The following is a 15028-nucleotide window of genomic DNA, read 5'->3' as shown; positions in this document are numbered from 1 at the left end:
CGCTTAGATTTTGTATAGGATGGGCAATCACGGGATACAATGAAGGTGTAAAGAAAATAAAGTTCCAGGGCGTACATGCATAACGCAGGCGTCTTCAGGGAGGAGAAACATACTATGAGCAGCAAAATTCTAGGTATTGACCTTGGTACTACCAACTCTGCAATGGCAGTACTTGAAGGTGGCGAGCCTACTATTATCGTAAACGCAGAAGGTGATCGCACCACTCCGTCCGTTGTGGCTTTCCGCCCCGATGGTGATCGTATCGTTGGTAAGGCAGCAAAGAACCAGTCCGTCACAAATCCAACAAATACCGTCTTTTCCATCAAGCGTTTCATGGGTCGTCGTTACAACGAGGTTGCCTCCGAGATTAAGACCGTCCCGTATAAGGTCAAAGAGGGACAGGGTGGCCGCGCTGTTGTCGAAATCGAGGGAGAGGACTTCACGCCTGAGCAGATCAGCGCCATGATTCTCTCTAAGATGAAGAACGATGCTGAGAAGTATCTCGGCGAGCCTGTTACCGACGCTGTTATTACCGTTCCTGCCTACTTTAACGATGCTCAGCGTCAAGCCACTAAGGATGCAGGCAAGATTGCCGGTCTTAACGTCAAGCGTATCGTTAACGAGCCTACGGCTGCAGCACTTGCCTATGGCTTGGATAAGAAGGGCATTGATCAGAAGGTTCTCGTATTCGACTTGGGTGGCGGTACTTTCGACGTCTCCATCCTCGACCTTGCCGATGGCGTCTTTGAGGTACTTGCTACTAACGGCGATAACCACCTGGGTGGCGACGACTGGGATCAGCGCATAATTGATTGGCTGGCCGATAAGTTCCAGGCTGATAACGGCATCGATTTGCGTCAGGATCCTATGGCACTGCAGCGTCTGAAGGAAGCCGCTGAGAATGCTAAGAAGGAGCTCTCGAGTGCTCAGCAGGCTCAGATCAACCTGCCCTTCATCACGGCAGACGCCTCTGGCCCCAAGCACCTCGACTACACCCTTACCCGTGCCGAGTTTGAGCGCATTACGCGCGATCTGCTCGATCGCTGCAAGGGTCCTGTAACCAAGGCACTTCGCGATGCAAATATGCAGCTTTCCGACATCTCAGAAGTTATTCTCGTCGGCGGCTCCAGCCGTATGCCGGCTGTTCAGGATCTCGTCAAGCAGATGACAGGCAAGCAGCCCAACATGTCTGTAAACCCGGACGAGGTTGTTGCTGATGGTGCAGCTGTCCAGGGCGGCGTACTTACGGGCGATGTTGAGGGTATCCTCTTGCTCGACGTAACTCCGCTTTCACTTGGTGTGGAAACCATGGGCGGCGTAATGACCAAGATGATCGACCGTAACACCACCATCCCGACGTCCAAGACCGAGATTTACTCCACAGCTGCTGATAACCAGACTTCGGTTGAGATTAACGTCCTGCAGGGCGAGCGTGAGATGGCTGCTGACAACAAGAGCCTTGGCAAGTTCCAGCTTACGGGCATTCCTGCCGCACGCCGTGGCGTTCCTCAGATTGAGGTTACCTTCGATATCGATGCAAACGGCATCGTAAAGGTAACGGCTAAGGATAAGGGTACTGGTAAGGAGCAGCAGATCACCATCTCTGGCTCTACGGCACTTTCCGATGAAGAAGTCGACCGCATGGTGAAGGACGCTGAGTCTCACGCTGAGGAGGATAAGCGTCATAAGGACGAGATTGAGGTCCGTAACCAGACTGACAGCCTTGCCTACAGCACCGAGCAGACGCTTGCTGACCTTGGCGACAAGGTGCCCGAGGATCTGAAGAACGAAGTTCAGGGCGCAGTTGATGAGGCTAAGAAGGCCCTTGATGGCACCGATATCGAAGCTATCAAGGCTGCCGGTGAAAAGCTTCAGCAGGTTGGCCATAAACTCGCTGAGGTGGTCTATTCAGCCACTAATGAGCAGGCTGCTGCCGATAATGGCGCCGCTTCCGACAACTCCGACGATGTCGTTGACGCCGACTACGAGATTGTTGACGACGATAAGGACGAGTAAGACTCGATCTAGGAACCGAACATCCGTAAAGAGCGGATGGTAAAGACTCATTTGGAGGGTGTGTCAGCACCCTCCTTTGGGTCCCGGAGGGAGACGACGTGAAAGTGCCCATTGAAACAGATGATGAACTCAGAAATGAGCCTCAGCGAGGAGAGCAAGCATCGGGTTCTGAAATGAGTGCTGACGCATCAGCCCAGACTGAAGAGAAGGAAACTGGTAGTTCTGCAGGACAAGCTGCAGATACTGTTGAAGAGCTTGATGAAGAGGCTATGGTTGCAGAGGCAATTCGTCGTGGAGAAGCGGCGGCTGAAGCAGACTTCCAAGCACAGGCGGATAAAGCTCGCCGCGAACGCGATGAGTTAGCAGCGAAGCTCGATGAAGCTCGTCAAGAGACTGAAAAGGCTAAGGCAGACGTATCGGAGGCTCAAGATCGTCTTGCACGCTTACAGGCGGATTGGGAAAATTATCGCCGCCGTACTGCAACAGAGCGTTTGACAGAGCAAGCGCGTGCGACCGAAGGTCTTGTTACCAAGCTTATACCAGTGATCGATGACTTTGATCGTGCTCTTGCTCACGCGGGCGATGCCGATGGCACACCGGAGAGCTTTGCGCAGTTCGTTGATGGTATGAGTGCTGTGCGAACGAAGCTGCTCGATGTTCTTGCACATGAAGGCGTAGAGGTGATAAACCCCGCCAATGAACCCTTCGATCCTCTGAGCGCCCAGGCTGTTGGTCGCGTGGAAGATCATGAGGCGTACGAAGATACTGTGCGCGATGTGTACCAGCCAGGATATCGTATGGGTGGCAAGGTAATCCGTACAGCAATGGTTACAGTAACGTATGGCGGTCCGCGCCGACCAGTTTCTGACACCGAAGAGGCTAATGATAAGAAAGACCCAGAGTCTCAAGAGGCTCAGGAGTAGTAAGAGACCTGAAATTGTGACGCCCGGGTCCTTTACCCGGGCGCTTATTTGAAAGGGGGCGCAACCTTCACCAATGGCAGGCAAACGAAGTTTTTATGACATTCTTGGTGTGAAGCGGGACGCCACCCAAGATGAAATTAAACGTGCGTTCCGCAAGTTGGCCCAAAAGTATCATCCCGATGCTGGTGGCGACGAACAAAAATTTAAAGAGGTAAGCGAAGCATACGAAACGCTTTCGGATCCAAAGAAACGCCGAGAGTATGATCAGATGCTGCTCTTCGGCGGTATTCCGGGGGCCGATTTTGGTGGATCAGGAAGACGTGGGTATACGACCTACACCACCAATGTTGACGGTGACTGGTCCGACATATTCGGCAACGATGGATTTAGCGGGTTTGACTTCTCGTCTATCTTTGGTGGACATGGTGGTGCATCGAGTGGCCGAGCTCAAAAGGGCAGCGACCTTACACTGTCAATCGATGTTACTGCTGAAGAGGCGTTCACTGGTACAACGCGCAAGGTGAGCTTCAAGGTACCTTCTACCGGTGAAGAACAATCTCTGACAGTCAAAGTGCCTGCTGGAGCAGTGGACGGTGGCAAACTTCGCTATCGCGGGCGCGGTGAATATGGCCGCAACGGTGGCAGCCGAGGCGATTTAGTCATTACAACACGCGTAGCTGAGCATCCGCTGTTTAAGCGCGATGGCGCAGATGTCCGGATGGAGCTGCCTGTAAGTATTTATGAGGCTTCCCTTGGAACGAGTGTTGAAGTGCCTTGTCCCGATGGAACGACCGTACGCTTGAAGATTCCTGCCGGTACGCAGGATGGCAAGACCTTCCGATTCCGTGATTTGGGAGCTCCTAATGTTAAGCGTAAGGGTTCCCGAGGAGCTCTCTATGTGAAGATCCGAGTAAAGGTTCCTACGCGCCTTTCTTCGGAGGAACGTGAATTGCTTGAGCGTTTAAAGGATGCAGATAAGCGAGCTTATCGAGAGGACGTGGAACGCTATGGCTCGTAGCCCCAGAGAAGGCGATAGTCGCCGGGCAGATCGTAACAAGCCGCTCTATATGATTAGCGTTGCCGCTGAGCTTACCGGCATGCATCCACAGACGCTTCGCGTGTATGAGCAAAAGGGCCTTGTAACGCCAGGTCGTTCACGCGGCAATACGCGCCTTTATAGCCAAGCCGATATAGATCGTCTTAACCTCATTACGAAGCTCACCGACGAAGGTATTAACCTTGCTGGCGTTGTTCGTATTCTTGACATGCGAGAGCGGGCAGACCAGCGGGAGCAGGAGCTTGAGGATTTAAGACGTCGTGTGCGAGAGCTAGAAGATGAGGTTCATGAGTATCGCATGCAGGAGAAAATAACGGCGCTGGCTCGGTATCAAGAATCAAGTCCCGATAAGGTGATGCGACGTCTTCTCACCGGCGGTTTGAATGAGCAAGAAGATACTGAGAATGATCAAGACGCGGATTCTTAGGTAGAGAAGACGCTTAATAAAATTTATCCCGTGTGCTGCGTATCTCTATTGATATATGCCATTCAATATTTCAACTCTCTGGATTTGGACAGGTGGTTCAGATTCGGGGAGTTGAATCATATGAGGGCATAATGTCTTCATATATCGACACAGAAAATCTATCATATTACGACTTAGATTTATGGTTAAACAAGGCCCTGAGCGGGAATAATAAGAATGTCAAAACTGAAATCCCGAAGGGGGGGGGCATTATGAGACTAGACAAATGGGCAGTAACTGCCCAGGAGGCTTTACAAGCAGCATTGGGTATTGCTGCTGACGCACAGGCTGGTCAGCTCATGCCCATTCACATGTTAAAAGCGCTTCTCAGCTCAGGAGAGCATAACCTGAGCGCTATTATCGAGCGAGTTGGTGCAAATCCGCGCGCTATAGAATCTCAAGTGGATGAGGCTATTGAGCGTCAGCCCAAAGTATCAGGCGCACAGATGGGTGTAAGCAGCGAGTTTGAGCGTGTTGCTACTGCGGCAGAAAAACTTGCTTCAAAACTCGGAGACTCTTATGTAACTTCTGAGCACCTGCTCTGCGCTCTTGCAGATGATAAAACCGAAGCTGGTTCAATTTTGAAAGCTGCAGGTTTGACTGGCAAGCGTGTTGAAGAGGCATATGCCGAGCTCCGTGGCGATGAGCGTGTTACCAGCCAGGATTCCAAACCTGAGCTCGAAGCGCTCGAACAATACGGCCGCAATGTCACTGATCTTGCTCGCCAAGGCAAGCTTGATCCTGTTATTGGGCGTGTGGAAGAGATTCGCCGTACTGTTCAGGTATTGAGCCGTCGTACAAAAAATAACCCAGTCCTCATTGGTGAGCCGGGCGTTGGTAAAACAGCCATCGTTGAAGGGTTAGCACAGCGTATTGTTTTGGGCGATGTGCCGTCCACTCTGCGTGATAAAGAGCTGGTAGAGCTTGATATGTCGGCACTTGTTGCTGGCGCAAAGTATCGTGGTGAATTTGAGGATCGACTGAAATCGGTGCTCAAAGAGGTGGCAAACTCCAATGGTAGGATCGTGCTCTTCATTGATGAGCTGCATACTATCGTGGGAGCGGGCGCCACTGAGGGCTCTATGGACGCCGGCAATATTCTCAAACCAGCACTTGCCCGTGGAGAACTGCATGCGATAGGCGCAACAACGCTTGAAGAGTATCGTAAATACATCGAGAAGGACGCGGCACTTGCACGTAGATTCCAGCCAGTCATGGTGGGCGAACCTACTGTCGAAGACACCATCTCTATTCTTCGTGGCATTAAAGAGAAGTATGAGATTCATCATGGTGTCCGCATTACCGATGCGGCGCTGGTTGCTGCAGCAGATCTTTCCAACCGTTACATCTCTGACAGGTTCTTGCCAGACAAGGCTATCGACCTTGTAGATGAAGCTGCAAGTCGTCTGCGTATGGAACTCGATTCCATGCCGGCTGAGATTGATGCTCAAGATCGTCAATTAACACAAATGCAGATCGAAGAGCAGGCCCTCATGAAAGAGGACGACGATGCTTCTCGTGAGCGTTTGGAAGCCCTGCGGAAAGAAATAGCGACTGCTCGAGAAAAGCTTGATGGCATGAAGGCAAGCTGGCAAAACGAGCGTGGCGTTATTGATCATGTCCAGGATCTAAAGCAGCGCATTGACGATGCTCGCAGTGAGGAAGAGCGTGCTACGCGTTCAGGTGATCTTGCTCGTGCATCTGAGCTACGTTATTCAATCATTCCTTCTCTACAGAACGAATATAAGCAGGCAGAGCAGGATCTCGCAGAGCGTCAGGCTCGAGGAGAAGGTCTGCTCAAAGAGGAAGTAACAACTGAAGAAATTGCCGAAGTTGTGTCGTCTTGGACTGGCGTGCCTGTTGCAAAGATGATGCAAGGCGAGATGGATAAGCTCCGCAATCTCGAAGAGCAGCTGCATCTTCGTGTTGTGGGTCAGAACGAAGCAGTATCGGCAGTAGCAGCTGCTGTACGTCGTAGCCGTGCTGGTCTTTCCGATCCCGAGCGTCCAATCGGAAGCTTCTTCTTCCTTGGTCCTACTGGCGTGGGCAAGACAGAGCTTGCAAAAGCTTTGGCCGAATGTCTGTTTGACGATGAGCGCGCACTTGTTCGTATCGACATGTCTGAATACATGGAGAAGTTCAGTGTCCAGCGTCTTATCGGCGCACCTCCAGGATATGTGGGATATGACGAGGGAGGCCAGCTTACCGAAGCTGTGCGTCGCCGTCCCTACAGCGTGATCCTGTTGGATGAGATGGAAAAAGCGCATCCAGATGTCTTTAACATCTTGCTGCAGGTGCTCGATGATGGACGTCTTACCGATGGTCAGGGCCGTGTTGTGAGCTTCAAGAACACGATCATCATAATGACCAGCAATGTTGGTAGTCAGTTCATTGCAGGTGCAAACGCCTCCAGCGATCCTGAAGAAGTGCAGAGGCAGGTTAACGACGCTTTGCGTCAGACCTTCAAGCCTGAATTCCTCAACCGTATAGATGATGTCGTGGTATTCCACGCACTTGGGTTCGAAGATATCGAGAAGATCGTTGATATCCAGCTTGCTGATGTGCGTGAGCGTCTTGCCCGCGAGCGTATTGTTCTTGAGATGACACCATCCGCCATCCAAACGCTCTCGCTCGATGGCCTTGACCCAGTGTTCGGAGCACGTCCTCTGAAGCGTCTTATTCAGCGCCAGGTGGTTGACAATGTTGCTAACCTCATCATTGAGGGCAAGGTCAGCGAAGGCGATGTTGTCCGAGTAGATGTTAACGACCAGGGTAACTTCTTTGCTGAACGTGACGATTCTGCTACTGCAGAACGTGCAGCAGCTGCGGCGCACACTCCGTCGGACGACCCGATTGAGCCGGATGTGCTCGAATAGTAATCTAGCGACATATAACGTATCTTATTTACGCGGTACGGAGCGCCTTTTGCTTCGTGCCGCGTATCTGTTTATTTTACGCTCGTCGTTTTTATGAGTAATAATAACGAGGTCCGTTAGCCTGGACGCACGTGTATCAACTGCTTCACATAGACAAGCGTCTATGTATCACGAGCTCTTCTCGTGCAGGGAGGCCATTAGATGATTTGTCGCCAATGTGGCGCAGAAGTACCGGAGGGACAGCCAATTTGTCCGTATTGCGGGACAAAAATGATGCGGCACCTCTCCGACAACGATATAGAGAAACTTGCCAATACGCCCAGTATTCCAGAAGAAATATCTGGAGCGCATTTTGCAGCACCACCTACGAATGATCCAGTTCATCCTGATGATGCAGGTGTGGCTGCTCATGATGTCGATCAGGGCAGTGCGCATGAAGTGCTTGATGTCGTCGAGATTGATGTTCATGAGCAGGCTTATGACATCACGCCTGCCGTTGAACCGGCTGAGAAGATACCGACGGTGGAGGATATGCCACAAGTGGCAGAACAGCCGGCTTCTCCTGAGGTAAAGCAGGAGGCGCAGGAACCCACATCAACCGTTATTTATGGTTCAGAAAATACTCTCGCTGAAAGCCAACCGTCCGTAACTGCTCCTATAGAAGCTTCACCCGAGCGTCGAAGGCTGGAACGTATGGTGCGGCGGGCAAAACGTCGCAGTTTGGTACAGGCAGCTCGTCGTGGTATTGAACAGCAAGATCATCCGCACATCCATGTGCACGACAACAATCAGTCTCTTTCAGCTTTCCGTCTTTCTGCTCCTGAGGAACACCGAGATTGGCTCCGTAGAAACCGTCTTATTGCTGGCATTGTGTCCTGTGCATGCGTAATACTTCTTGGAATCGCTATAGCATTTGGCACGTGGCAAGCAGAACTTTGGGGGGGCCATACGATCGACGATGTGCGTGGAATGACCTCAACCGATGCAACTGCACGTCTTGTTGCCGATGGATTCCAGGTAGTTTTGGCAGAAGAACCCTCAGAAAACTCCGTTGGGTTTGTTGTGGCAATGTCGCCAGAGCCGGGCGTGCGTGCCGATAAAGGTACTACGGTCACGATTTATGTGGGAGTAAACCCAGATAACGCAAATGTGAATACAACCGAAGGTGCTGAAGGATAACTATGAAAGCATCTCGTTCATCAGATACATCTAAATCATTTGACGATTTAGATGTGCGCATTGATGCTACAAACAGTGAGTTTATGCGTGCAGAAAATGAAGATGATGATGGCTACGATCCGTGGTCAGATCGTAGACCTGAACCTGAGCCACTCTTTGAACGTGATCCTTGGGATTAAAGGTTGCCAGAAATTGTGCTTTAGACATTCGAAATAAGTTGCCACACAATAACCGCCACAATGGCAAGCATTACAACAAGGACAACAAGCGAAACAATTGATTTAACTTTGCGTTTGTGTTCGCGTGAGGCGAAAATCGCGCGCCTTCCCTTAGGAATGGATAGATACTGACCATAATGTAAATCGCGACTAATGCGATTCATATTATTGCGTGAGCGGCGGTATCCCCTGCCAGCAAGTGGATTAAGGGTGCCGACCGTAAAGTCTGATTCATGAGTAACTTCTGCAAGCGCGTCATCTTGTTCGAGATCATTGACTGGCTCAACGGTGCGATGAGGAGTGCGTGGACGAACATATCGAGTGTGTGAAGGCGTGGAATGCTGCTCTTCTTCAGGAGCTGTAGAGTGCTGTGCTTGATTGTCGTGCTTTGGGCCTTCTGCCATGTCTCCTCCGGCGCGAGCATAGAGAGGATTTAGAATCCTTCGTTTATCAGTGTCACTCATAATATCCCAATAACTTAAACAAGGCTTCCCTTGTCTAAGTTTTCATAAATCAAAATATATGTGAATAAGACTTAGATTTAATTAGTCAAAATAACTAAGAAAATTTTTGTATTTCTGTATAACTTTACTCAGCGCGGGAATAGTAAGTATTGAAAAACGACAGCCGGAACGCGGCGGAAGTGCCGTCGGTTACCGGCAAGCAAAAGGAGTGATCAGATATGGCTAGCATGATTCCGTACGATCGTTACAACAGAGCGCTTCATTCAATCTTTCCGTTTGACATGCTGGATGATTTCCTGGCAACCCCTTCCGAGGTAACTCCAGGTTTCACAATGGATGTTGAGGACGCTGGGGATAACTACGTAATCTCCGCTCATCTTCCTGGTGTCACGAAGGATGAGATTGACGTTGAGCTTAACGAAGGCCGTCTTTCCATCTCAGTTGATAAGAAGGAGACCGAGGAAGAGAAAAATAAGAACTACCTGCATAAGGAAAGCCACGAGTGGAAGGCTTCGCGCGGCATTTATCTGAAGGATGCTGCTACAGCGGGTCTGACTGCAAAGCTGAACGACGGCATTCTCACCATCAATGTTCCTAAGCAGCAGGAAAAGCAAAACGTTACGAAGATTTCCATCGACTAGTACAACGAGTTGTAAACAATTACAAGACTCAGCGGCCGAGTTGCTTTTGCAGCTCGGCCGTTATTTTCGTTGAGCCAACTGCTCTTTCTTCACGTTGGACTACCAAATAGATAGAGGACGATCTTGTCCTGCGGCTAGAATCGACAGCTTTCCATCTGTAGTGTGTGCTCTATGGAAAAGTTTGTCATCTGGCTCGGCATTAACGGATTGAGCAAGCGCTTGTACTGCCAGACCAGGTCGATTGTTTTCTTGTGATAGATGCATTGCAACTATTGTTTGAGTCGACTCTCCGACAAGCGTACTCAAAGCTTCAGACGCCTGATTATTTGAAAGATGGCCACTGCTGCCTGCGATACGAGCTTTAAGAAATGAAGGATAGGGGCCGCGTTTGAGCATATCTTGATCATGATTAGCTTCTAGAGCCAAAATGCGCGCATTGTACAAATGTTTTTGAGCTTGCTGAGTAAGTATGCCGGTGTCAGTGCAATATCCAACAGAATCATTGCCGGTATCAAACTTAAAGCCTATTGGATCCGCAACATCATGTGATGTGGGAAAAACTTGGATGTGCATGCCGGCAATGGTTATCTCGTCCTCGTCTTCAATGGCCTCAAACGCAATGTTTGTAAGCGATTTCCTTGCCGCCATAGTGCCGGCGGTGGCAAAGAGAGGGACGTTGGTATGTTTCATAAATACCGGAATACCGGAGGCGTGATCGGAGTGTTCGTGGGTAAGAAAAACTGCTTTGAGATTGTTGAGATCAAGATGCAAACTGCTCATGCGGTTTAATAGCTCACGACGCGAAAGACCGCAATCGATGAGGACTGTGCCTTCGGGGCCTTCGACAAGGGCAGCATTTCCTTTGGAACCGCTTGCAAGAATATGAAGGTGAAGAGCAGAAGGCATACACACTCCGATCGATCTGTTTCATTCTGTGCAGATATACCACTACAAAAGATGTAGAGAACTATACGTCGCTACAATGACAACACTACCAATTTGGTAAACGTGCTTTGTCTGGTTCATGATAAGGGAGATGGATATGACGAGTGTTGCGCGGAGATATGGGTCTCAGGGTGGGACCTTTTCACGTCCGCCTGTTCATGAACATGATGAAGGAACAGCCCCCGTTATTCTCATGGTTTCAGGAGGGGCGGATTCTACGGCACTGCTCGTTCTTGCTGCCACCTCAGCGCTTGATATCGAGGATGGTAAGGGATGCGCGCGGATTGCGCGGGAGCGTTTGCATGTGCTGCATATCAATCATCAATTACGCGGTGTTGATGCTGAGGAAGACGAAGAGTTTGTACGCGGGCTGTCCGCACGCTATGGTGTTCCCTGCACCGTAGAGTCAGTGGATGTTGAGGCATTAGCAAAGCAGCATGGCGACAACGTTGAGAACGTTGGTAGAGAAGTGCGCTATGCCGCGGCAGCGCGCCTTGCCAATGAGTTATCAGCGCAGATGGGCTGTCCGCGTTCAGCAGCGCGTATTCTTACGGCTCATACCGCCAATGATCGTGCCGAAACTTTTCTTATGAATGCAGTTCGTGGCTCTGGAGCTTCGGGACTTTCCTCGATTCCTCGTCGCCGGAATCGCATCGTGCGTCCTCTGCTTGACAGAACTCATGAGGAGCTTTGTGATCTTCTGCGCATGCGGGGTATCGTCTGGCGCGAAGATGCAACAAACGCCGATACACACTATCTCAGAGCTTTTGTACGCCATGAAGTGCTTCCGGTGGTAAAGCGCAAGAACCCACGGGTAGTGGCAAGCATTGCTTCTACCTGTGACATCCTTTCTGATGAAGATTCATATCTCACTCAGGTCGCATCTCGCGCGTTTCGAGAGCTTGAACGTCACACCTCAGAAGGGGTTGTCGCTCTTGATGCAGCTCGTCTAGCAGCATTGGATGTTGCTATTGCTCGTCGTGTGGTCAGGCTGGCAATCCTCAGGACCTGTCCAGACTGTCGACTGGAAGCGCGTCACATCAACGGAGTTCTGCAGCTTGTTGCGGCAGGTTCAGGTTCCATGACAATGCCTCTGGGTGTCGACTGTCGTGTGGTTCACGGTGTTCTTTTTATGCGCGCTCGCGCAGCAGATGAGTGCATAGAAGCAGGCTGGTTTGAGGTTCCGGGAGAGTTTAAATTGGGAGATGGTCGCGTTCTAACGGCACGCCTTATCCGCCTTGCTTCCGGACAAAACGCAGAAGAACTTGCCCGTTTTCATGGGCAGGAGTGGGAGAACATGTCGGTGTTGCTCGATGCGCACCTGTGTGAAATGGGTGAGCAGAGCGGTAAGTTGTGGGTAGATGGTCCAACACCAGGAGAAGTGCTCTGTCCTCTGGGCATGCATGGACAATCAAAGCGTCTTTCGTCGCTCCTTGCCGATGCCCATATTCCTGCAGCAGATCGCATGAATGTGCCTGTGGTAAGAACCGGGCCATCTGGACGAGTGCTTTGGGTGGCAGGAATTCGTGCAGATGAACGTGCTAAGTGCGGACCTGCTACTAAGGTGCTGCTAGAATTAGGACTTCATAGTGGTGTATAGCGCGTAACCTGTGATAGTTCTAGGATGAAGTGTCATGGGTTTAAATAAGGCATTGCGGTCGAAAGGGGCGCACATGGAGGGTCTGCATCCAGACGTAGAGAGCATCGTTCTTTCTGAGGATGATATCTCCCAAATCGTTCAGCGCATGGGCGCCGAAATCGGAGCCGATTACGAAGGACGTAATCCGTTAATCGTTGCAGTACTTCGAGGGGCGGTTGTCTTTACTGCCGACCTCATGAGGGCAATTCATTGTCAGCTTGGCGTGGACTTCATGGCAGTTTCAAGCTATGGAGATGGCACGAAGAGCTCAGGTGTAGTTCGAATTGTGAAAGACCTCGATACGCGCATTGAGGGCAGAGACGTTCTCATTGTCGAGGATATTTTGGATTCCGGCCTTACCCTGAGCTATCTGATGAAAAACCTTGAGTCTCGTAAGCCTCGCTCGTTGGAAGTGGCCGCGTTTCTCGTTAAGGACATTCCCGGTAAGACTCCGGCTGTGCATCCACGCTACGTTGGTGCTCATGTGCCCGATGCTTTTATTGTTGGATATGGCTTGGACTTTGCAGAGCGCTATCGTAATTTGCCCTATATTGGGGTACTTAAACCCGAGGTGTATAGCTAATTGTCAGCGTAAGACCGTCGCAGCAAATGCGACTGCAAGGAGCATTTTTTCGTGAGTATGAATAACGACAATCGTCCTGTTCCGCCACAGATGGGGGATGGAGGAGGCAAGCGTAAACGCGTTGGTCTTCTCTATATTCTTATTGCCTTAGTGCTTGTGGCATATCTGGTTGCCACAACACAGGGCGGCATTTTTGGCCCCTCGCCAGATACGATTGCAACCAGCGATTTTGTAACTGCTGTCCGCGATAATCGCGTGGAAGAAGTTACCTATAAAACCTACGACGGCTCGCTTCATGGCAAGTATTGGCGTGAAGCAAGTGAAGTAGGAGACGATTCTAAGCTTACCGAGTTTGATAGTACCTATGTGGGCTCTGACTCGCTTGCCGACCTTATGGCGTCGCATTCCAGCATTACGTATAACGTAGATACGTCTACTCCAGGCATCTGGACAGACGTGCTCGTTATGTTGGTGCCCACGCTTGTTATTGTGCTTGTCATGTTCTTTTTCCTGCGTCAGATGCAAGGGCAAAACGGACAGGCGTTGTCGTTTGGTAAGACCAAAGCAAAAACAACGGAAGAAACACGTCCGAAGGTTAAGTTTAAAGACGTCGCTGGCATTGATGAGGCTGTAGAGGAGCTTCAGGAAGTCCGTGATTTCCTGGCGGATCCTGAGCGCTATCACAAGATGGGTGCGCGCATTCCACGCGGCGTTCTTCTGGTGGGCCCTCCGGGAACAGGCAAGACCTTGCTGGCTAAAGCAGTTGCTGGTGAAGCTGGCGTTCCGTTCTTCTCAATTTCGGGCTCCGACTTCGTAGAGATGTTTGTTGGCGTTGGTGCCTCGCGTGTACGTGACTTATTTAAGCAGGCTAAAGAGGCTGCCCCGTGTATCGTGTTTATCGATGAGATTGACGCAGTTGGTCGTCAGCGTGGTGCTGGCCTTGGCGGCGGCCACGATGAACGTGAGCAAACGCTCAACCAGCTCTTGGTAGAGATGGACGGTTTTGAGGCAAATGACTCGGTCATTCTTATTGCCGCAACAAACCGCCCCGATATTCTCGATCCCGCCTTGTTGCGTCCTGGCCGTTTTGATCGTCAGGTAACTGTGGATCGTCCGGATGTTGCTGGCCGTGAACAGATTCTGCGCGTGCACGCACAAGGAAAGCCGCTTGATGATAGCGTGCGCTTTGATGAACTGGCCAAGCTTACTCCTGGGTTTACCGGAGCTGACCTTGCTAATCTCATGAACGAAGCGGCTCTTTTGGCAGCGCGCAGGCGTCTGAGCAAGATTGGCATGCCCGAGGTTGAAGAGGCCATGGAGCGTGTTATTGCAGGTCCAGAGCGCAAGAGCCGTGTCATTACACCAAAAGAGCGCACCGTTATTGCCTATCACGAGAGTGGTCATGCAATGGTTGGCCATATTCTTGAGAATTCAGATCCAGTTCACAAGATTTCAATCATTAGCCGTGGACAAGCGCTTGGTTATACCTTGCAGCTTCCTGAAGAGGATCACTTCCTTCAAACACGCGATGGTATGTTGGATCAGATCGCCGTGCTTTTGGGAGGACGTACCGCCGAAGAGCTGTTCTGCGACGACATCACAACGGGTGCGAGTAACGATCTTGAGCGTGCAACCAAATTGGCACGTGAAATGGTTACGCGTTATGGCATGAGCGAGACGTTGGGCGTTCAGGTGTTTGGTGAGGCACAGCACCAAGTGTTCCTTGGTAGGGATTATGCAGACCACCAAGACTATTCTGCCGAAACAGCCAAGCGCATCGACGACGAGGTTGAGCGCATTATGCGTGAAGCCCATGAGCGTGCCCGCGCTATTCTGAATGAGCACGCCGATCGCATGAATACCATGGCAGAGGTACTGCTCGACCGTGAAACAGTTGAGGGCGATCTGGCGCGCGCTTTGCTCGATGGTACGTGGGAAAGCTATGTAGCAGAGCATCCGGAGCTTAAAGAGGATGCACCTGCAGATCAGGATGACAAGAACGAATAGATAGACACAACAAG

13 protein-coding genes are annotated in these 15028 nt (G+C 50.9%); 11 read left to right on the top strand and 2 right to left on the bottom strand.

Annotated elements, in window-relative coordinates:
• Nucleotides 1–114: 114 nt before the first annotated feature.
• The 7 genes from dnaK (at nucleotide 115) to ACQY6Y_RS03055 (ending at nucleotide 8696) form a co-directional block, all read left to right on the top strand.
• Nucleotides 115–2016: a molecular chaperone DnaK gene (gene dnaK / locus ACQY6Y_RS03085; protein WP_428378848.1), complete on the top strand. Its 1902-nt coding sequence runs from the start codon at nucleotides 115–117 to the stop codon at nucleotides 2014–2016.
• Nucleotides 2017–2114: 98 nt separating this feature from the next.
• Nucleotides 2115–2939: a nucleotide exchange factor GrpE gene (gene grpE, locus ACQY6Y_RS03080; protein WP_428378847.1), complete on the top strand. Its 825-nt coding sequence runs from the start codon at nucleotides 2115–2117 to the stop codon at nucleotides 2937–2939.
• Between the two features lie 73 nt (nucleotides 2940–3012).
• Nucleotides 3013–3957, top strand: a complete 945-nt coding sequence (locus ACQY6Y_RS03075; RefSeq protein WP_428378846.1) for a DnaJ C-terminal domain-containing protein — start codon at nucleotides 3013–3015, stop codon at nucleotides 3955–3957.
• Nucleotides 3947–4423, top strand: coding sequence for a heat shock protein transcriptional repressor HspR (locus ACQY6Y_RS03070; RefSeq protein WP_428378845.1), 477 nt, complete (start codon nucleotides 3947–3949; stop codon nucleotides 4421–4423). The genes ACQY6Y_RS03075 and ACQY6Y_RS03070 overlap by 11 nt, the downstream gene beginning before the upstream one ends.
• A gap of 251 nt (nucleotides 4424–4674) precedes the next feature.
• Nucleotides 4675–7338, top strand: a complete 2664-nt coding sequence (gene clpB / locus ACQY6Y_RS03065; RefSeq protein WP_428378844.1) for an ATP-dependent chaperone ClpB — start codon at nucleotides 4675–4677, stop codon at nucleotides 7336–7338.
• Nucleotides 7339–7539: 201 nt separating this feature from the next.
• A complete protein-coding gene (locus ACQY6Y_RS03060) occupies nucleotides 7540–8517 on the top strand; it encodes a PASTA domain-containing protein (protein ID WP_428378843.1) in 978 nt (325 codons plus the stop codon).
• Nucleotides 8518–8519: 2 nt separating this feature from the next.
• A complete protein-coding gene (locus ACQY6Y_RS03055) occupies nucleotides 8520–8696 on the top strand; it encodes a hypothetical protein (protein ID WP_428378842.1) in 177 nt (58 codons plus the stop codon).
• 20 nt (nucleotides 8697–8716) lie between these two features.
• Here the strand turns inward: ACQY6Y_RS03055 and ACQY6Y_RS03050 are convergent, their stop codons facing one another.
• The gene (locus tag ACQY6Y_RS03050; protein ID WP_428378841.1) at nucleotides 8717–9139 is read right to left on the bottom strand and encodes a hypothetical protein; all 423 of its coding nucleotides are present in this window, start codon (nucleotides 9137–9139) and stop codon (nucleotides 8717–8719) included.
• A gap of 278 nt (nucleotides 9140–9417) precedes the next feature.
• Here ACQY6Y_RS03050 and ACQY6Y_RS03045 point away from each other — a divergent pair, with 278 nt between their 5' ends.
• Nucleotides 9418–9840 (top strand): Hsp20/alpha crystallin family protein, encoded by a 423-nt coding sequence (locus tag ACQY6Y_RS03045; RefSeq protein ID WP_428378840.1) that lies wholly within the window; start codon nucleotides 9418–9420, stop codon nucleotides 9838–9840.
• Nucleotides 9841–9939: 99 nt separating this feature from the next.
• On the opposite strand, the gene ACQY6Y_RS03040 is transcribed toward ACQY6Y_RS03045, so the two are convergent.
• Nucleotides 9940–10746 carry an MBL fold metallo-hydrolase gene (locus ACQY6Y_RS03040; protein WP_428378839.1) on the bottom strand — a complete coding sequence of 269 codons (807 nt, stop codon included), beginning with the start codon at nucleotides 10744–10746 and terminating at the stop codon, nucleotides 9940–9942.
• Nucleotides 10747–10882: 136 nt separating this feature from the next.
• On the opposite strand from ACQY6Y_RS03040, the gene tilS reads away from it, so the two are divergent.
• The 3 genes from tilS (at nucleotide 10883) to ftsH (ending at nucleotide 15014) form a co-directional block, all read left to right on the top strand.
• Entirely contained in the window at nucleotides 10883–12385 is a 1503-nt protein-coding gene (tilS, locus tag ACQY6Y_RS03035; protein ID WP_428378838.1) for a tRNA lysidine(34) synthetase TilS, read from the top strand.
• A 73-nt stretch (nucleotides 12386–12458) separates the two neighbouring features.
• Nucleotides 12459–13007 (top strand): hypoxanthine phosphoribosyltransferase, encoded by a 549-nt coding sequence (hpt, locus tag ACQY6Y_RS03030; protein WP_428378837.1) that lies wholly within the window; start codon nucleotides 12459–12461, stop codon nucleotides 13005–13007.
• A gap of 57 nt (nucleotides 13008–13064) precedes the next feature.
• On the top strand, nucleotides 13065–15014 hold the full coding sequence (gene ftsH, locus ACQY6Y_RS03025; RefSeq protein WP_428379941.1) for an ATP-dependent zinc metalloprotease FtsH: 1950 nt from the start codon (nucleotides 13065–13067) through the stop codon (nucleotides 15012–15014).
• The last annotated feature ends 14 nt before the right edge of the window (nucleotides 15015–15028 follow it).

Origin of the sequence: Olsenella sp. Marseille-QA0557 (genome assembly GCF_965119725.1) — a bacterium.
GTDB classification, from domain to species: domain Bacteria; phylum Actinomycetota; class Coriobacteriia; order Coriobacteriales; family Atopobiaceae; genus Coprovicinus; species Coprovicinus avistercoris.
Note: the sequence above shows the minus strand (reverse complement) of the source record. Positions and strands in the feature narration are given on the sequence as shown.